17 protein-coding genes and 1 riboswitch are annotated in these 20,234 nt (G+C 44.4%); of the genes, 1 reads left to right on the top strand and 16 read right to left on the bottom strand.

Going from position 1 to position 20,234, the window contains the following annotated elements; genetic code table 11:
• Positions 1 to 12: 12 nt before the first annotated feature.
• The 14 genes from M2444_RS15335 to metA form a co-directional block, all read right to left on the bottom strand.
• A complete protein-coding gene (locus M2444_RS15335; protein ID WP_280787390.1) occupies positions 13 to 1,458 on the bottom strand; it encodes a sensor histidine kinase in 1,446 nt (481 codons plus the stop codon).
• Between the two features lies 1 nt (position 1,459).
• On the bottom strand, positions 1,460 to 2,149 hold the full coding sequence (locus M2444_RS15340; protein WP_094870519.1) for a response regulator transcription factor: 690 nt from the start codon (positions 2,147 to 2,149) through the stop codon (positions 1,460 to 1,462).
• A 102-nt stretch (positions 2,150 to 2,251) separates the two neighbouring features.
• Positions 2,252 to 3,922, bottom strand: coding sequence for a S1C family serine protease (locus tag M2444_RS15345; RefSeq protein ID WP_094870520.1), 1,671 nt, complete (start codon positions 3,920 to 3,922; stop codon positions 2,252 to 2,254).
• Between the two features lie 652 nt (positions 3,923 to 4,574).
• Positions 4,575 to 5,228, bottom strand: a complete 654-nt coding sequence (locus M2444_RS15350) for a response regulator (protein WP_042186223.1) — start codon at positions 5,226 to 5,228, stop codon at positions 4,575 to 4,577.
• 3 nt (positions 5,229 to 5,231) lie between these two features.
• Positions 5,232 to 6,308 carry a HAMP domain-containing sensor histidine kinase gene (locus tag M2444_RS15355; RefSeq protein WP_094870521.1) on the bottom strand — a complete coding sequence of 359 codons (1,077 nt, stop codon included), beginning with the start codon at positions 6,306 to 6,308 and terminating at the stop codon, positions 5,232 to 5,234.
• On the bottom strand, positions 6,309 to 7,391 hold the full coding sequence (gene liaF, locus M2444_RS15360) for a cell wall-active antibiotics response protein LiaF (protein WP_094870522.1): 1,083 nt from the start codon (positions 7,389 to 7,391) through the stop codon (positions 6,309 to 6,311).
• 238 nt (positions 7,392 to 7,629) lie between these two features.
• Positions 7,630 to 7,773, bottom strand: a complete 144-nt coding sequence (locus M2444_RS15365; RefSeq protein WP_156113077.1) for a hypothetical protein — start codon at positions 7,771 to 7,773, stop codon at positions 7,630 to 7,632.
• Positions 7,774 to 7,949: 176 nt separating this feature from the next.
• Positions 7,950 to 8,795 carry a 3D domain-containing protein gene (locus M2444_RS15370; protein ID WP_256989829.1) on the bottom strand — a complete coding sequence of 282 codons (846 nt, stop codon included), beginning with the start codon at positions 8,793 to 8,795 and terminating at the stop codon, positions 7,950 to 7,952.
• A gap of 136 nt (positions 8,796 to 8,931) precedes the next feature.
• Complete coding sequence (thrS, locus tag M2444_RS15375; RefSeq protein ID WP_094870560.1) at positions 8,932 to 10,869, bottom strand: threonine--tRNA ligase; 1,938 nt, start codon at positions 10,867 to 10,869, stop codon at positions 8,932 to 8,934.
• 498 nt (positions 10,870 to 11,367) lie between these two features.
• Entirely contained in the window at positions 11,368 to 11,538 is a 171-nt protein-coding gene (locus tag M2444_RS15380; RefSeq protein WP_042125648.1) for a type II toxin-antitoxin system antitoxin, read from the bottom strand.
• A gap of 11 nt (positions 11,539 to 11,549) precedes the next feature.
• On the bottom strand, positions 11,550 to 12,392 hold the full coding sequence (locus tag M2444_RS15385) for an SPFH domain-containing protein (protein ID WP_094870523.1): 843 nt from the start codon (positions 12,390 to 12,392) through the stop codon (positions 11,550 to 11,552).
• A 301-nt stretch (positions 12,393 to 12,693) separates the two neighbouring features.
• Positions 12,694 to 13,830 carry a cyclic dehypoxanthinyl futalosine synthase gene (gene mqnC / locus M2444_RS15390; protein WP_094870524.1) on the bottom strand — a complete coding sequence of 379 codons (1,137 nt, stop codon included), beginning with the start codon at positions 13,828 to 13,830 and terminating at the stop codon, positions 12,694 to 12,696.
• Positions 13,831 to 14,097: 267 nt separating this feature from the next.
• Positions 14,098 to 15,270, bottom strand: a complete 1,173-nt coding sequence (locus M2444_RS15395; protein WP_094870525.1) for an aminotransferase class I/II-fold pyridoxal phosphate-dependent enzyme — start codon at positions 15,268 to 15,270, stop codon at positions 14,098 to 14,100.
• A 36-nt stretch (positions 15,271 to 15,306) separates the two neighbouring features.
• A complete protein-coding gene (metA, locus tag M2444_RS15400) occupies positions 15,307 to 16,227 on the bottom strand; it encodes a homoserine O-acetyltransferase MetA (RefSeq protein ID WP_042186211.1) in 921 nt (306 codons plus the stop codon).
• 114 nt (positions 16,228 to 16,341) lie between these two features.
• Positions 16,342 to 16,472, bottom strand: a riboswitch (SAM riboswitch).
• A gap of 399 nt (positions 16,473 to 16,871) precedes the next feature.
• Here metA and corA point away from each other — a divergent pair.
• Positions 16,872 to 17,807, top strand: a complete 936-nt coding sequence (gene corA, locus M2444_RS15405; RefSeq protein ID WP_042125638.1) for a magnesium/cobalt transporter CorA — start codon at positions 16,872 to 16,874, stop codon at positions 17,805 to 17,807.
• A gap of 82 nt (positions 17,808 to 17,889) precedes the next feature.
• On the opposite strand, the gene M2444_RS15410 is transcribed toward corA, so the two are convergent.
• Positions 17,890 to 18,906: an HRDC domain-containing protein gene (locus M2444_RS15410; RefSeq protein WP_280787391.1), complete on the bottom strand. Its 1,017-nt coding sequence runs from the start codon at positions 18,904 to 18,906 to the stop codon at positions 17,890 to 17,892.
• Between the two features lie 210 nt (positions 18,907 to 19,116).
• The gene (locus M2444_RS15415; protein WP_256989830.1) at positions 19,117 to 19,998 is read right to left on the bottom strand and encodes an ROK family protein; all 882 of its coding nucleotides are present in this window, start codon (positions 19,996 to 19,998) and stop codon (positions 19,117 to 19,119) included.
• Positions 19,999 to 20,234: the final 236 nt, after the last annotated feature.

The raw sequence follows: 20,234 nt of genomic DNA on the forward strand, positions 1-20,234 counted from the left end.
TTAAATTATACCCTATTCCAGCGGCGGAGCAAAGAGAAGCGGAAGCCAGATCACAAAAGTAGTTCCCTCACCCTGACGAGTAACAACTTCCACAGACCCACCATGTTCGTCAATAATCCACTTCGCAATGGATAAACCAAGCCCAATCCCTTCTGTAATTCCACGTGATTCATCTGCACGATAGAAACGGTCGAAAATATATGGAACCTCATCTTTATCCATACCTATACCCGTATCGGTGATCCGAATACCAACCTGGTTCTGATAGAAAATCGTATCTAAACTCACCTCGCCAGAAGGTGTGTATTTAAAAGCATTGTCGATGAAAATAAACAACATTTGTTGTAAATAATCTTTATTCCCAACAACATATTTCCCATTTAAAGCAGACATATCTCCAGTAACCCACTCCGCTTGCCGAGGCAGGAAAGACGCCCGACGAGCAATCTCAGTCATCATTGGTTCCAATGCCACGGGTTCTATCTCGAAGGTTCGCCCTGTATCAGCACGCGCAAGAGAGAGCATATCCGCTACCAGTCGGCTCATCCGCTTAGACTCGTCCGCGATATCCTTCACCGATTCCATGGAGAGCTGGCGAATTTCAGCCTCGCTCATCTTCCCTTCACCCGGCTCCATCTCCCATACTTTTTGCAGCAGATCGATATTCCCGCGAATGGTTGTGAGCGGAGTCCGCAGCTCATGTGAAGCATCCGATACGAAACGACGCTGAGCCGCATACGAATCCTCAAGCTCTGTGTAGAATCCTTCCATACGCCCAAGCATACTGTTAACGGTCTCAATAAGTCTTCCTATTTCGTCTGGAGGTCCATCATATTCAATACGGGAGCTTAAATCTGTCCCTGTTTGAATACCATTTGCGGCCTCAATAACCTTGCCGATCGGACTCATCGCTTTTCTGGCTAAGAACAGTCCAAAGGTAAATGCCGCGATCAAGGTAGCAAAAGAACCGACAAGCAATATATTTTTCAAGCGCTCCAAGAGCTTATTCTGCTCATTCACATAGGCAGCGACTTGTAATACAGCCACTGGATTATTATTATAATGCTCTATTTCGATAGGCATCTCGTAGATCAAAAACTGATTTCCGTCCACAACAACATTACGAAATCCTTTTGCAATTTTATCTTTAGCAGGATAATCAAACCGTAGGCCAAAGTTAATCATATTTGTCGATTGTGACAAGCTTTTGCTGCCATAAGTATAAATCTGCGTATATAAATTGGAGTTTTCAGGACCGACTCCGCCAAGTTTCAGCTCACCATTGTAGCGATCAACACTAAATAAAAGTTTCGTTTGCTCAGATTGTACCTTCAGACGATCCTTCAAGTCCCCATACGTATTAAAATAGACAAAACCGTAAATTGCGGCTGATAAGGCCAGCAGCATAACGGCCAAAATCCCTGAATACCAAGCAGTCAGCCGCAATCTTATAGACATGTTAGTTGTCACCTCTTAGAATGTAACCGGCACCCCGGATCGTTTGAATGAGGCGTTTACCGCCATGCTCCTCCGTCTTTTGACGTAGCATAGCTATGTATACCTCAAGTACATTTGATTCACCGCTATAATCATAACCCCATATTTTATCCATAATCAGATCCCGCGAAAGCACCCGTTTCGGATTCTGCATAAAGAGATGCAGCAGCTCAAATTCCTTCGCTGTCAGTTCCAGTCTTTTACCGGCGCGTGTAACCTCCCGTGAATCTACATCTAAGGTAATATCCTCATAAGTAACCGCTTGCTCACTGCCGCCATTTTGTTCACTCTTACGTCGTAGTAATGCTCGTACACGTGCAAGTAATTCTTCCAGCGCAAATGGTTTAACTAGATAATCGTCCGCACCCAGATCAAGCCCTTTCACACGATGCTCAATTTCATCCTTGGCTGTAAGCATTAGAACAGGCACATTACTGCCTCCTTCACGCAAACGACGACAGACTTCAAATCCATCCACCTGAGGCATCATAACATCCAGAATCACCACATCCGGATCACTGCTCAGGATTGCTCGTAACCCATCCGCTCCATTCACCGCAGTCTTTACATCGTAACCTTCAAAAGCTAGTCCTCGGCGAAGCATGGAAATAATTTTTTCATCATCATCAATGATTAGAATATTCGGTCGCATCAAGCAGCCCCCATTGTTTCTGTTTATTTATATTGTAGCAGTCATACCATGATTAGACAAAAACGGAAGGGTTGCCCCTTCCGCGTGATTCACCGTCCGGTGTTATCGTTGCTGACTTTGCCCAGTAGTCGTTGTATCAAAATCATTTTTGTTGCCGATTGTAACGGAGAGATCCAGCTTTTTACCATCACGCACCACATTCAGCGTTACTTTGTCACCGACTTTTAACGTTTGAATGAAAGCGATCAGATCTTGGTTTGTTGCATATTGCGTTCCATTTGCACCTGTAATGATATCGTAAGGGCGCAAATCAGCGGCATACGCTGGTGATTTAAAGATAATATCTGCAACGACAGATCCTTCTTTAATATCTGTGCCCATTTGCTTAGCAACTTCATCCGTAATCGTCATAAGTGTTGCACCAATAAATGGAACGGGTTCTTTTGGAATCGCTTGGTTCGCTTCCAGTTTATCTACGACTTCTTTTATCGTGTTCACAGCGATAGCAAAACCAATCCCTTGGGAATCCGTACTAACGGCTACATTCATACCAATTACCTGTCCATTCATATTAAGCAGCGGACCACCAGAGTTACCTGGGTTAATAGAAGCGTCAGTTTGCAGCAAGTTCTTGTAGTTGCGTGTTCCACTACCATCTTCTTCATTAATATCGATGCTGCGTCCTTTTGCACTAAGAACACCAGAGGTTACTGTATGGTCGAAGCCTTGTGGGTTACCGATAGCAACCACTTCTGAACCTACTTTCAGACTATCCGAATCTCCCAGGGCAACTGTAGGGAAATCACTGTCTCCTTCAATCTTCAGAACGGCCAAATCCAGATCTTTGCTGGAACCTAGCAATTTCGCTTCGTATGGTTTCGTCACCCCATCCACTGTAACTTGGATGACATCGGCATTTTCAATGACATGCTGATTCGTCAAAATATATCCAGATTTCTCATAAATGAAGCCTGTTCCAATTCCATAAGGGATAAGCTGCGATGAGGAGTTTGAACCTGACTTCGAGTCCTGCTCATTTTGTGAAGAACCATTGCTGCCATATTGATCTCCGAAAAAGAATTGAGAAAACGGATCACTCAAATTCGGACTGGATGAACTTCCATTACGTGAACCGGACTTCACTAGCGTCTCAATTTTGACGACTGCCGGTCCAACCGCATCCACTACGCCAGTCACATCACGAGATCCTTTCACCAATGATGTAGTTGTAGTATTAGGTGTAGTACTAGCACTCTCATTCGTCGTCTTCGCCGTTCCATTCGATTCTGAGCTCGCAATGGTTGAAGCTGCATCTCCTGTGAACCAGTTGCCTCGATCTGCCATGAACATAGAACCTGAGAGAACGACCATACCCGCTAAGAAGGAAACAAATATTGTTTTCATTGAGCTTTTTGGTTTTTTATTAAACTGCCAGCCACCGCCACCTTCAGAACCGCCTCCGCCGTTTCCACCTCTTCCACCACCATTACCATCGAAGCCTGTACTGCGATATGAACTGTTATATGGAAGTTGTTTTACAGGCTGTGGAGGTGTAATCTCGACCCGCTCCGGCTCCATCCGATTGTAATGCTGAGCACTTCCGTCAACGTTACTTTCATCTTTGTTCAATGATTTAAATGGTCCATAAGAATAGTAGTATGATGATCCGGATTCGGATGACTGATTATTATTGCTATTATGGTTATTATTGTCCCAATCCCGATCTGGTGCTGGTCCATTGTCACGATTAAAGTTGTTTTTGTTATCGTCCATGTTTATTTACCTCCTGCATCCTGTCGCCCGACAAGGATTAATTTGTTTTCTTGTTTCTTATTTTGTACTTTAAACCTTAAGGTCACATTAAAAACAATTTAAGCGGAGATAAAAGATATAGGCGAATAGACGGGATTAGGTATCAGAAGACACACCGCTGTTGGGCGGGACTGGGTTTCAGGCTACACCGCTCTTGAAATCATGTTCCTATGAATCGACCCTGCGGGTGGAACATAATTTCAAAGGCGGACGTAAACTTTCCGCTCTGATACCCATTCCCTAAGCAGGGAAGTAAAAAAGAAGCTCGGGCGCGGAAAACAACGCGGCCCGAACTTCCAACATACAACCTAGAACAAAACCCTAGAAAGACGTCCTTGAACGAAGTCCATGAACAAAGAACAAACAACGATCAATAGTTATAGGGAAAAACTCCCTATAATTAACCAAAAATCACAAGAAATCAAGATTTAAAGGGAATACCTCCCTATAATTCTCAGCATTATAGTTATTTATGAGAAAAACAAGAAATTTATACGGAGGATTTCCCTATAATCCTGTATACAAGCGTAAAACTCAAGTCTAAAGGGAAGTTTTCCCTATAACTTACTTTTAAGTCCCATAAACTACTCCAAATCATCTTAAACACCAATCCCTACCCCTGAGCCCAACCCTTCCGATGAGCATAAATTGCCAACTGGGTTCGATCATCCAGCTCGCATTTCATCAGCAGGTTGCTGACATGCGTCTTCACTGTCTTGATGCTGATATGTAGTTCCTCGCCGATGTCCTTATTGGTCTTCCCCTCAGCAATGAGCAGCAGGACTTCTTTCTCACGCTCCGTCAAACCGGAGGAATCGCCTTGTACGGTACGCTGGCGTATGCCACGCGTCAATGCTTGCGATACATCACCAGTCATGACTGGCATACCACGGAATGCGCCTTGCAGTGCATAGATCAGCTCCTCTGCTGACACGGTTTTGAGCACATAGCTGACTGCTCCAGCTTCGATAGCATCCACGACAAGATCATCCTCTAGGAAGCTGGTCAAGATAACGATTTTGAGACCAGGAAATTCTGACAGCACTGCACGAGTAGTCTCCACACCATTCATCACAGGCATCATCAGATCCATTAGTACGAGATCAGGCAAGCCTTCATGTCCACCAGCACGCAGCATCTCCAGCGCTTCTTGTCCATTCGCTGCTTCACCTATAACCTCAAACGTCGGCTCCAGCATCAGATATGTTTTAAGACCCATCCGTACCATATCGTGATCATCTACGAGCAACACTCTTATGACACTCATGCTCTATTCCTCCTCGTCCTCTGTATCTGTTCCTAATGCTCTTGTTCTCTCTGACTCAGCATTCCCTTGTACAAACTTAGGGATATGTACGCGTATGGTCGTTCCCGCACCCTTACGGCTAATGATCTCCACTTGTCCACCCAGTTTCTCCGCACGTTCGCGCATGGTGGTAAGACCGTAGGAACCCTGTTTTTGCTGTATATGTTCAAAGCCTTGACCGTCGTCACTAATACTCAGAACAACCTGTCTAGCCCCTTCACGCAGCGATAGACTCACCAGTCTAGCCTCAGCATGCTTCACAATATTCGCCATTGCCTCCTGAATAATCAGGAACAGCTGATGTTCAATGGCCTCAGACAATTCTCCTTGCAGTTCAAGCTCCTTCATTCCTTTTAAGCCGTTCTGGCGGCAATAATCAGGGAACCATTTTTCCAGTGCTTCGAAAAGATTCCTGCCTTCCAGCTCCACCGGTCGCAACTGTGCAATGAGCGCTCTCATCTGCTTTTGTGCCATCTGTGACATGGCAATTAACTGATCCATTACTAATTGACCTTGAGCTTCATTGACCTTCAGCACTTTAGGCAGCGAAGAAGCCGACATATGGATGGCAAAAAGCTGTTGGCTCACCGTATCGTGCAAATCCCGGGCCATACGCCTTCTTTCCTCCAACACCGCACTCTCCGCTGCCTGTTCCTTCTCAATAACCTCTTGTTCACCCAAACGCTGAAGAAGCTGCATCTTGTTCTCAACCGTATCCATCATGACATTAAATTCATGGTATACTCTCGCAAAAGACTGATCATCACTCTCTGGCATACGTACGGACAGATTCCCTTTTGCCACCTGCAGCATATTTAGATCCAGATGATCAATCCGCCGCTGAATGCGCTGACCTGCCATATAGCCGATTACAACAGTGAACAACACGATTCCAAGACATAAATATAGCCACATGCGATAATCCATTACTTCGATATACCCAAGGCAAGTGCCTGCATACATCAACCCGGCGCTAACGGCTCCAGTGAGCAAAAAGTAAAACAACAACAACCATTTGGTATTACTGAAGATTGTTCCCATCTAACCCACCGTTTTAACTTTAATGTCACCTATAAAAGCACTTACGTTAATGCGGACTTTTTTGCCCGCTTCTTTATAATAAGGTGTTTTGCATTGCACACTGCTCATAAATCCACTACGTGATTGATCCAGTACTTCCATATCGCCGATAAAAGAACTGCTGTTCACTGAGATCCCAAGATCCATATCATTCGGAATGTATACCTTGATATCGCCGATAAAAGCGGAAATATTAATCTTCGTCTCGCCATAAGCAATTTGTGCGTTCGTCAGATCCAAGACAGTATCACCTATAAACTGCGAGACATTCGTGTTCTTCAGTTGGAAATGCTCGCGCCCCATGTGGACATCCCCGATAAAAGCAGAGCGATTGGTCGACTCCTTGCTACCCTTTACCTCATGGAACTCCTCATGCCATTCCCCATGTCTTCTAGCGTGACGCTCATGACGTTCCTGACGTCTGCGCTCATGGCGCTCCTGTTTCTCCTGCCAACGTGATTCTGCGGTGGATTTATAAGCTCCCGTTTCGTCCTCGTCGTCTTCTTCATCTTTTTGCAGATTGATATTCCAGTCTCGCTGACCAGAAGGTTTGCCGAATTTCTGCTCGAATTGTTCATCTAATGTGGAATCCAGCGGCTTTGGCGGTTCTACATCCAGTGAGCTTTTTCCTGGAGGAAAGTAATCAGGTGGTGATGGTGGAGCAGGCGGCACCGGTGGTACAGAACCTGAACCTCGTGGTTTGAAAATTACATAAAGACCGCCGCCAATCAACATGATTGGAATAAACATTTTGAAAAAATCCCCGGCTGAGATATCGAACCAGTCCAAATTTCGTCCGAGGAAGAACACTCCGATCGCCAGAAAGAATAAACCGCCGATAGGTGAAGATCCACCTTTTTGATGTTCGTCGCCCGTACCCAGAAGTTGCTTCATCCCCATGAGGATCAAAATAACAGGCCAATAATTTGAGATCAAATAACCTAAGCTAAAATCGGTGTAACCCAATTGTCTAAGTAGAAACATGGCTCCAATCCCTATCAGGATCAAGCCGCCAAAAATCTGACTTGTGAACCTTCTTTTCATATTCCATTTCCCCTTTAAATTAGTGGAACGCTCTCTTCTTCAATCTTATAGCCTTAGTCTACAGGAAGGAAGCACTCATAAACAGCGGCGAGAGAAGGAACTTCCACTCAGTCTCTAGACGGAGACGATTGGAATATTATTCTATATAGTACTATAAATATGAAAAAAGACCGTCCCTCAGTTATAAACTGATCTGGGACAGTCTCTTTATTCAACAGTCTTCTGCTTCAGAAGCGCATTATTGTTGCGGTTTCTGAGCTGGTTTAGAAGTATTTCCACTTTGCTTAGTAGCGCCGTCATTTTCAACAGCAAACTCAGCATTGTATTTTTCATTCGGTGTTTTGTAATTTTCTTGAACTTTAGATTTTTTATTATTAGCCACGGAATTCACCTCCCTTATCCCTTATGCAGCATAGATAATGCTTACTAAGAGAACATCTCGGATGAGGCTAATGCTCTGCCCCAGTCCGTATTATGGCAAGGTGATGTCACTATTATGCATGACCAAGTGAAATTAAGTTCAATCCACCAAATTCATTGAAGTTTAACCGCTATATCTTAAATGGATTCTTCCAGCAGGGATTGCGGTACAGCATTATAGGTCTCAATCGCCTGAGTAAGCTTCTTCAGCATCACTTCTGTACATGTACCGTTTCCTCGCTTAATGAGCTGAACTACAACTGATTTTTTGCCCCATTCCTTATATACCTGCTTCGTAGTAGCAAAATACAAATCAATCTTCCGCCCTTTAATGGCAGATCCTGTATCAGCAACGATGCCGTATCCATAACCTGGTATATAAAGTATACTCCCTAACGGGATTACCTTAGGGTCAGCAGCAATGGTCGAGACTGTATTCTTATCTCTACGTACTTTCACACCTGAATAGGTGATTCCGTATTCGGGATGTTTAGACGTTTTACCCGTAGATTCATAACCCGCAGTATAACCCGTCGCCATCACCTTCATTGAAGTGATGATCTGATCAGGAGCTGGTGCAGCTACAGGAACAGAATTCGGCGATTTTGAAGAGCCTTTGCCCCCACTCCCTTTGGTAATCGGAGCTTTAGTGCTCTGTGGTGACTTTGTAGCTTCTGGTTTATTTTTTGTTGTCGCAGGAACGATTGGTATACTGGAATGCGGCTCATTTGAGAACAAGGTAGCACGGCCAGTGGTGAGAATAGCTTGCTGTTCTTTGGTTTTCATAGAAACAACATTTGCCTGAGTATGCTGCAACTCGCTCGTTGGTAATTTGCTAATATCTGTGTGCTGTAACGTGTCTTCTGTCCCATTGGCCACAACCGCTTGATGCTTGGATTCAGGAATAATACCCGCAGCAGTCAGCAGTAGGACTATTGTGACGAAAAGACACCAAAACCTCTGAAATATACCCATTTTGTTCATGTGATAAACCTCCCCCTTATTAGCGAAGGTTTCCCGATTCACAAAATTTTATACATGAGGATCCATTTCCAGATCCTCATGGGCATATGACAGAGGTCATTATTAACGTGCTTTTAGTGTGAATGATTTCAAGTCATTAGGAGATTACACGGTCTGCAATTTCCTGAGACAGCAGCTCAATGACTTCTTGAAGCGGCTTAGCTCCAATATCGCCTTCCCCACGTTTGCGGATGGAAACTGTCTGAGCATTCATTTCATTCTCGCCGACTACGAACATGTATGGCAGCTTCTCGAGCTGTGCTTCACGGATCTTATAACCCAGCTTCTCATTGCGCAGATCTGGCTCAGCAGAGATCCCACGACGGCGCAGCTTGTCCGTAACTTCCTTAGCATAATCGTCGAAGGCAGTGGATACTGGAATAACTTTAACTTGCTGTGGAGACAACCAAAGCGGCAGTGATCCCGCAAAGTTCTCTAACAAGAAAGCAACAAAGCGCTCCATAGTCCCTAAAATACCACGGTGCAGAACGACTGGACGGTGTTTCTGACCATCGTCGCCGATATATTCAAGTTCAAAGCGTTCAGGCAGCAAGAAGTCGATCTGTACAGTGGAGAGCGTTTCTTCTTTGCCTAATACAGTCTTAATCTGAACATCCAGCTTTGGACCGTAGAAGGCAGCTTCGCCTTCTGCTTCGTAGAATGGAAGACCAGCTTCTTCTACAACTTCACGCAGCATTCGCTGTGCAGTTTCCCACATTTCGTCATTCGCGTAATATTTCTCAGTATCCTTAGGATCACGATACGACAACCGGAAACGGTAGTCATTAATACCAAAGTCACTGTAAACCTGTTTAATCAACTCGATTACACGAATAAACTCGCCTTTAATTTGGTCCAGACGGCAGAAAATATGGGAGTCATTAAGAGTCATCGAACGTACACGGTGTAAGCCAGTCAATGCGCCTGACATTTCATAACGGTGCTGGATACCAAGCTCAGCAATACGGATCGGCAGATCGCGGTAGCTGTGCATCGAGCTCTTATAAATCATCATGTGATGCGGGCAGTTCATTGGACGAAGAACAAACTCTTCATTATCAATAGTCATTTTAGGGAACATGTCCTCTTGATAGTGCTCCCAGTGTCCAGAAGTTTTATATAGTTCAACATTACCGAGAACCGGAGTATATACATGCTGGTATCCTAGACTTGCTTCCAAATCCACAATGTAACGTTCCAGAATACTGCGCAGTTTAGCACCCTTAGGCAGCCAGATCGGCAAGCCTTGACCTACCAATTGATTAAATGTAAAGATTTCAAGCTCTTTACCCAGCTTACGGTGGTCGCGTTTCTTCGCTTCTTCAAGCAGACGAAGATGCTCATCGAGCTGTGCTTTTTTGATCCAAGCTGTCCCGTATACGCGCTGAAGCATTTTATTCTTGCTATCGCCGCGCCAGTAAGCACCAGCTACATTCATCAATTTAAAGACTTTGATCTTAGAAGTTGACGGTAAGTGTGGTCCACGGCACAAGTCGAAGAATTCGCCTTGTTCATAGATCGAAATTACACTATCTTCAGGCAATGCTTCGATTAGTTCAAGTTTGTAAGGATCACCTAGCTCACCGAATATTTGGAGCGCTTCCTTACGGCTAACTTCCTTACGTACAATTGGAAGGTTCTCAGAGATAATGCGATCCATTTCTTTTTCAATCTTTAGCAGATCCTCAGGATTAAGCGGATGTTCCAAATCCATATCGTAGTAGAAGCCATCTTCGATAACTGGACCTACACCAAGCTTAACTTCCTTTGTTCCATACAAACGTCTTACAGCTTGTGCCATCAAGTGGGCCGTACTGTGACGCATAACTTCCAAGCCTTCAGGTGAATCCAAAGTTACGATTTCTATCAAAGCGCCTTCCTCAAGCAGAGTGGACAGATCCACGACAATACCATTCAATTTCCCTGCCACCGCATTCTTGCGAAGTCCACTACTAATAGAAGCCGCTACATCATCAATATTACTACCTTCTGCGTATTCCCGAACAGAGCCGTCCGGAAGTTTAATACTTACCATTTTAATTTCCTCCTTCATTTCCTTAAGCCAAACAACAATTTTAAATTTTTCGAAACGGAAATATCCACGCATACAAAAAACGCCCGTCCCGCAAAGGGACGAGCGATTGCACCCGTGGTTCCACCCAAATTCGATTCTCTCAATCCGCTCTTAAAGCAGAATCGAGTCAGAATCCTTCGTAAGCATGGAATAACGACCATGAACCGGCGGTTCTTACTATCCCATTTCAGGGAATTCATAACCGCAGCTACAAAGGGGTAAATCGATAGTAGGATACCGGAGGAAATTACAGCCCATGTTCCCTCTCTCTGATACGGTCCAGAACAATCCATTCATATCTTTGTCAAAGCTGTTAACGTGAATTATGGAGTAATTATAAATCTGTCCTCTCTGACAGTCAAGTCTGTAGAGGGGGCAAAATTTTGTAAACCGCAGAAACAGTCACCTACACAGACAGTTCTATATCCAGGCAACTGCGCTAGAACTGTCCTTAACAGGCTACTCTTCTCGGCGTTTCCTTTCAGGTAAGCGGCCTGCACGTTTCAAAGACTCACGCAGCAAGTATTCGATATGTCCGTTTACACTGCGAAATTCCTCTCCCGCCCAACGTTCCAACGCCTCATGCAGATCCGGATCGATCCGCAATGGAAAGCTTTTCTTGGCCGCCATGATGCACCGCCTTAATACAACGAGCCGGCGTTAATGACCGGACTCGCTCCGCGCTCCGACACGATCGCCACCATCAGATTATTGATCATGGCCGCTTTACGTTCTTCGTCAAGCTCCACTACACCACTCTCTTTAAGCTGTTTAATTGCCATATCGACCATGCCAACTGCACCTTCAACAATAATTTGACGAGCAGATAGAATGGCAGAAGCTTGCTGCCGCTGCAACATGGTGCTGGCGATTTCTGTTGAATAAGCCAAATGTGTAAGCCGGGCTTCAATGACTTCTACGCCAGATAAGGACAAGCGCTCTTGAAGCTCAGTCGCTAACTCTTTAGCAATTTCATCTGCATTGGCACGCAGGGACATCCCAGATTCATTGAAGTTATCATAAGGGTATTTACTGGCTACATGACGCAGCGCCGTTTCACTCTGAATCTCTACGAAAGCCATGTATTTATCTACATCAAAGAGGGCTTTAGCGGAGTTAATCACCTTGAAGACGATTACTGCAGCAATTTCAATCGGATTACCTTCGACATCATTGACCTTAAGCTTCACACTGTTAAAGTTACGAACGCGTAGGGAAACCGTCTTACGAACGCTGAACGGAATGACTGCAAACAATCCACTCGTTGCGATAGTCCCAATATATTTACCAAAAAAGGTAACTACAACTGACTTATTAGGTTGTACAACCGTAATACTTGTACTTAACACTACCGCTACAACGAATAGAATGACCGATACTGCGACATACTCCTGAACAGCACCGTAAATTCCACCCCCCAAACAAACTGCAATCAATGCAATAACCCAAAATCCGCTGATAGGACGAAGCGTTTTCTCCTTCATAAAAAGCACCCCCATAAGATATTCTTTTGATATGATTATGATATCACTTTTGGATAATAATGTGTATACAGAAATGTAATAATATAATGAATTTATGTTCACAGATCCCTAACCTTCATTTTCAAGGCGTACCCAACACCAAGCTTCGATTGCGCAGAAGACATAACTAGGGAAGATTCAGCCATCTTCTGCAATGAGGCTGGCTAACGATCTAAATCTTAACCTTACAAAAAAAAACGCTTGCTGCTCAATCATCCACTAAACGGATTAACGAGCAACAAGCGTTAAATTGATTTATATATTAGTTCTGCATGATGAAATCATTAGCAATTTTCGCATTCGGGTCATCGAACACGCGCAGAATATCGTAGCGTGTATTCCGCTGTGCCGGGATTTTGCCTGCTTCGCGGATCAATTGAGTAATCGACTCGATGTTGACCTTGTAGGTCGCACCCGCAGAAGATACTACGTTTTCTTCAATCATTGTACTGCCGAAATCGTTGCAGCCATATTGAAGGGAAAGCTTGCCGACCTCTGGTCCCATTGTTACCCAAGAGGATTGGAAGTTCTTAATGTTGTCTAGAACAAGGCGACTAATGGCTACCGTCTTCAGGTATTCCTCAGGCGTTTGTCTATCCAGCTTCAGGTTGGTATTGTCCGGTTGGAATGTCCAAGAGATAAAGGCCAAGAAACCCTCTGAATCGTATTTGTTGGCAATACACTCGTCCTGAGCCTCACGCACACGAAGTAAGTGCAGTGCCCGTTCTTCCATACTCTCACCAAGTCCAATGACCATCGTAGCTGTCGTATTCATACCGATCTTATGCGCTGTCTGCATTACGTCCATCCACTCGCGCCATGAGCCTTTAAGTCGGCTGATCTTGCGGCGTGTACGATCATCGAGAATTTCCGCTCCCCCACCTGGTAATGAATCCAGGCCAGCAGCATGGATTTCACGCACAACTTCTTCGAGCGATAATCCAGATACTTCTTTCATCTTCATAATCTCAGCAGGAGAGAAGGAATGCATTGTAATCTCAGGAAAACGTTGCTTAATTCCGCGAAGTATATCGGTATAATAGCTGAAAGGAAGATTTGGGTTCGTACCGCCTTGCATCAGTATTTCTGTACCATTTACAGCGATAGTCTCAGCAATTTTTTGGTAAATCGTCTCATCCGGCAGTACATATCCCTCATCAGAGCCCGGTCTGCGATAAAATGCGCAGAAACGACAGTAGACATCACATACATTCGTATAGTTAATATTACGACCAATTACAAACGTGGCCATCGGGTCTGGATGCCAGCGTTCCATTATGGTGTTTGCAGCTGCACCCATTTTCTCAATTTCGTTGCTCTCGAACAGTCGGATGGTATCTTCCAATTGAAGACGTTCACCCCGTAGGGCTTTGTCCAAAATAAGATCTATCGCACTCATCGTTCGCATCCTCCTTCTAAACCCTTAGGGGTATGATAGAATCACAAAATTACAGGAAGAAAAAACGTTGTCTCTTTTTCAAGATGACAACCCTTTCTCATACAATTGAACAGTTCATTTCCTCATCGTATCACAATCTGAACAGCTTGAAAAATGCTTTTACATTCTTCGCAAATTCCCATCCAGAAGAAAAGCAGCATCGCACTTAGCGATACTGCTAGTTATACTCTATTTTTCCACTAACACTTGAGTGAACATCTCTTGCTGTTACTCGGGGTCAATTTCTGTCTTAGCAGCTTCCAGGGCGTGGCCAAGATCAGCAATCAAATCCTCTGCATGTTCAATACCGACGGAGAAACGCAGCAATCGGTCATCTACCCCCACAGCATTTCGAATCTCCACTGGAATATCAGCATGCGTTTGTACAGCCGGATAAGTCATAAGTGACTCTACGCCGCCAAGGCTCTCTGCGAATGCAATCAGACGAATATGACGAAGAAGCGGCTCCACGTATCTGGCATCTTTTAATTTGAAAGAAAAAATACCGGTATTGCCTGAAGATTGGCGATTCTGGATTTCATGTCCTGGATGATCCGGCAATCCTGGATGGAACACTTCCGCAACCGCTGGATGCTCTAATAAGTATCGAGCAATCGCTAGTGCATTGCTCTCATGACGCTCCATACGCAGCGCCAATGTCTTCAAGCCTCTCATCAACTGATAACTGTCTGTTGGTCCAAGTACAGCTCCAATAGAGTTATGTAGAATAGCTATTTCAGCTGATAATTCTACACCCTTGGATACAATTAGGCCTGCCAGTACATCATTATGACCACCCAAATACTTAGTAGCGCTATGAACTACAATATCCGCACCTAATTCTATAGGCCGTTGGAAGAATGGAGTCAGCAGGGTATTATCTACAATGCTAAGTAACCCATGGTGACGTGCCCAAGTGCATACAGCTTCAATATCCGTGATCATCATAAGTGGATTCGTTGGCGTTTCAATAAATACAGCTTTCGTATTTGGACGACGTGAAGCTTCCAGTGCATCCAAATCATTCGTGTCTACATAAGAAGCAGTGATTCCAAACTTGGACATAATCCGTTCCAACAAACGATAGGTACCGCCGTAAAGATCCAGCGAAACGATCAAATGGTCGCCTTGAGCGAACAAGGTAAGCACCGTTTGTATCGCTGCCATCCCTGAGCTACAAGCAAATCCTGCATCTCCAGATTCCAGTTCCGCAGCTGCATTCTCAAGTACTGAACGGGTCGGACTCTTGGTGCGGCTATAATCAAACCCTGTGCTCTGACCGAGTTTTGGATGACGAAATGCCGTTGCATTATAAATTGGAAAATTAATTGCTCCAGTGGCTGGATCTTCTTGAGAACCTATTTGAGCCAGTCTACTTTCAATCCTAAGTTTGTCATCCATGATTAATGCCTCCTAATTTATATTGTAGCGTTATTATTAATAAACAATCGGGTCGATATCATAAGGCGTTTCTTGATATACATAGTAATTGAGCCAGTTAGAGAATAATAAATTGGCATGCGCACGCCATACTGCTGGAGGTGTACGTTCTGGATCATCTTTAGGGAAGTAATGTTTCGGCAAAGCCATCTCCATCCCTCTAGACACATCACGGTCATATTCCCATTTCAAGGATAGAGGATCATATTCGGAATGTCCGGTCACAAATATTTGTTTTCCGTCGTTTGTAGCCACTAGATACATACCAGCTTCTTCGGATTCCGCCAGAATCTGCAGATCTGGATTATTCTCAATATCTTCACGGGAGACATCGGTATGACGAGAGTGTGGTACATGGAACACCTCGTCAAAGCCGCGCAACAGTTTAATGTTATTTTGATTAATCGTATGAGGGAAGACGCCAAAACATTTCTCAGGCAATGCCACTTTACGAACACCAAAATGATGATATAAGCCTGCCTGTGCCGCCCAACAAATATGCATAGTTGAAGTCACATTGTCCTTGCTCCATTCAAAAATCTCTTTCAGCTCTTCCCAATACGATACTTCCTCGAACTCCATTTGTTCTACAGGAGCACCTGTAACGATTAAACCATCCAAACGGCGGTGGCTGATCTCGTCAAAGGTTTTGTAAAAGCTCTTCAAATGTTCCGCAGAAGTATTCTTGGAAATATGGGAACGCGGATGCAATAAAGTAACATCAACTTGTAGTGGCGAATTTCCAATTAAACGCAGCAATTGAGTCTCTGTCGTCTCTTTAGTCGGCATGAGGTTCAGAATAGCAATCCGTAGTGGACGGATATCCTGATGGAAAGCCTGACTTTCGTCCATCACAAAAATATTTTCTCCGGATAGTACTTCTTTCGCCGGTAAACTGTCGGGAATTTTAATTGGCATTGTCTTTCCACTCCTTAGCTGAATTTAGTTGTTTTGCCGCACTGCGGCTTGCTGAACAATAAAAAGACCTTCCTCGGAAATCGAGAAAGGTCATATCTACAGTCATATGCGCCTCTCTCATCTGCCAGAATATTCCTGAAGACGATTAGACGTCTGCAGAAATTCCGCAAGAATTAGCACCGTGCGTTTACACGCCGGTTGCCGGGTTTCATAGGGCTAGTCCCTCCACCTGCTCTTGATAAGATTTAGCTGTATTCAATTAAATTACTTTAAAATTCACTTTAAATCATGAACCTCCTTTTCGTCAAGTCCATACAATGCTGAAGAAGCCTCAAAATCACAATAAATTTGCTTGAAAGAGGCATACTCCGTTGTTATACTAGACAAGTATTTCATACCTGAACGAAAAGAAGAGGTGAGAAGAAGAATGGAAGGCGACCCGAGCTCGCAAATATGTGTACAGAATGAGCAACCACACAGGATAATCATCAGCTTGCCGGCGGCGGGAGCAGTTCTTCTTCATGCCCTCGAAACGTCATTTGGCCCTATGTATTGATTGTAACGCCCGGCCAAGCTGATTTTTTTCTCTGTGCTTAATTTAGCAGTCCCTAGTGAAGACCTGGGGATAGGAGGAGTGAAATCAGATGAAAATCCGGCTGGTGAATGCAGGGGTTTTTACACCTATTGATGAAATTGATGAAACACTAACACCCCCAACGGAAGGGTTCTATTGGATTGACGCCGATGTTGAGGATTTGGAGCTGCTTCAGCCCTTATTCAACCTACATGATCTTGCTGTTGAGGATTGCCTTAGCGAAGAGGATCAGCGTCCGAAGATCGAAATATACGAAAGTCACTACTTTATAGTTGTAAATAGCATCCGCTTTGACGATGAAGAAATTTTCCTACGGGCGCTCAATGTATTCCTTGGAAGACATTACATCATCACTGTCACGAAGCAAAAGATCAATGAACTACGAATCCTGAAGCCTATGCTCTGGGAGCAAGAAGTAAGTGAACCGGATATGTTCCTTTACTTACTAATTGACCTTGTCGTGGATAACTATTTCTCCGTCGGCGACCGAATTGAAGCTCGGATTGAGAAGCTGGAAGAAGATATTCTCATGCATACCAAGAAGTCACATCTCAGTGAAATTATCGGTCTGCGAAGTGAAATTCTATGGTTGAAGAAAATGCTGGGGCCACAAAAAGAAGTAATCAATACCCTAAATAAAAAAGACCTCCGTCTGATTGATGATCAGCTGCAGAAATATTTTAGCGACATTTATGAAAATGCGGTTAAAATATCTGAAACCTTTGAGACATATCGCGATCTCATGGGCAACTTACGAGAGGCATACCAATCCAGTATCGCCAACCGTGCGAATGAAATTATGAGAGTGTTTACTGCGATCACAACAATATTCATGCCCCTGACCGTAATTACCGGAATATACGGTATGAACTTTGATCATATGCCTGAGCTTCATACAAAATATGGCTATTATGGCGTTATAGGTGTTATGTTGACGTTAGGCTGTGGGATGCTGTATGTTTTCCGTAAGAAGGAATGGCTATGAAACGAACCGGACGAATAAGCAAGACGAAGGCCCTGTAACCGAAAGGTATAAGGAAGCCTTCGTCTTTTTGGTTTGCGCGAATTTAAAAACTGGTCGCCATGCCCACTTTATGCGTTTGCTCCCGGCGGAAACGGATGCGGATCAATCGCAGACGCTCATAATAAATATCCAATCCTTCAGCAGCGGAAAAATCGTCACCATACACCTTATGTAACACCGGTTTTAGGAAAAGGTCTCCAAGCTCCTCATAGGCATTCCATATCGCATCCTGCTCATGCTGCGGCATATTGCCAAGCTCTACATGGATCAGCTTCTCGACGGAATAACCCTCTCTTTCTAGCTCCTCTACCGCTTCAATCAGTTCACGCCGGTTCACTCCACTGTTCACCTTAAGCTGTTCCAAGCCCAATCCATTCTCGATCCCCTGTAACATAATCCTCCGCAAGCGCAATCGTTCTAGCTGCTTCTTATATTTGACCTCTTTCTGTTTATAAAGCCAAGATATGAAAGACTCCTCTTCAATTACTTCATATACCCAATTTAGAGGGAAGGAATGTTCCCTTGCCACCGCAGTAGTTATAGCCAGCCAATCGGCCCCAAACTGTGCTACCTTGCCTTCTCCTACACCAGGAATTTGCATCAGTTCCTCTGGCGTATGCGGTAGAAATGTACTTAACAAGCGCAATAGACGATTGCTGGCGAGAATATAGGGTGCCTTCCGTTCACTCGAAGCCTTACCACGGCGCCAAGCACATAACTCTTCATAAATGGCTTCATTCCCATAATGTTCACTGTAATATTGAAGCTTCAGCTGCTCCTGATTACGTCCGCTAAGACTATCCTCCTCGTGGAATATCCCATCGATTAAGGGTCGATAGCCATCTCCCATCTTCACCGCTAGCTCATGCCTGTATACACAGAGCATTTCATTCCAAGATCCACCTTCATACCATAAATTCTCAATGTAATTCTCCCCTCCTGAAAAATCACGCCAGCCCAGACTCCAGATCCCCTCTTCCTCTCCAATCCACAGCTGGGCGTACACCTCTTGATCCACTCCAGATATTCTGGATAAACGGTTCATAAATACAATTTGCATATTCATCCCTACCTTTCTCAACTTACAGCAAGCACAATAACCTTCCGGGAAGAGCTTCCTTCGGAGCGAACAAATCCTTTCGCAATCAGACCCCGAACGCAAAAAAGCACCACTCTCACGATAAACGCGAAAGAGGTGCTCCCTCATTAAATGCTATACTGTTAGATCCTACAATACCATATATTACCGAACAGTCAATGTCTTTTTATACTAGCTTCTAGCTAGAGCTAATGTAGCCAATCCAATCGCTCCAGCAAGCCCTGCATTGTCTCCAAGACCTGGTGAGACAACATAATTATCGATGTCGACATTAAGCGATGGATGTTGAACATATCCGCTCAATAACTCTTGCAGCTTAGTGCGAATTAACGGGAATAGGTGGCTTTGCTTCATAACACCACCGCCCATTACGATTTTTTGAGGAGACAGAATCAGCACATAGTTCATGAGTGCATGGGCAAGATAGTGAGCTTCCATCTCCCATGCCGGATGGTCCACTGGTAGCTCTCCAGCCGGTTGTCCCCAGCGTTTGCCGATCCCCGGACCTGCGGCTAATCCTTCAAGACAATCGCCATGATAAGGACAGTAACCCTCAAACGTATCCTCTGGATGTCTACGAACTAGAATATGTCCCATCTCAGGATGTGACAATCCATGAACCATCTGGCCGCCAACAACCGCTCCTGCTCCAATCCCTGTCCCAACCGTTATGTAAAGACAGCTGTCCAGACCTTTAGCCGCTCCCCATTTACTCTCCGCAAGCGCTGCACCATTCACATCCGTGTCAAAGCCGATCGGAACGTTAAATTGTTCAGCCATTGTGCCTACCAGATTATATTGTCCCCAGTGGGGTTTTGGTGTCGTTGTTATGTAACCATAAGTAGGGCTGTCCAGTACGGGATCAATCGGTCCAAAAGATCCGATTCCGAATGCTTCTACATTTTTCTCTTTAAAATAGTCTATTACTAGTCCCATCGTTTCTTCCGGTGTTGTTGTCGGAAAGCTAACTCGGTCAACAATGGTACCGTCCTCATAACCAATCCCACATACAAACTTTGTTCCGCCTGCTTCAATCGCTCCCAATAGCTTCACAGCAATTATCTCCCTTTCTCTAGTTAGAAATTGATACGCTACCCATACACAAATGAATAATACCATTAAAAAAAGCAATCACCAGCCCTAATTATACGTCGAATGAAGCGCTATCACAACAAGTATAAACGCCTTTGGCGTCCTAACAATGACGGTAGGCGTTTAAGCGAGAAATATAAGGATCATGTATAGCGTAAAACTTATACGTTTCTTATCTTTTAACAAAACACCCTCCA

Source organism: Paenibacillus sp. PastF-3 (assembly GCF_029893135.1).
GTDB lineage: Bacteria > Bacillota > Bacilli > Paenibacillales > Paenibacillaceae > Paenibacillus_AQ > Paenibacillus_AQ nitricinens.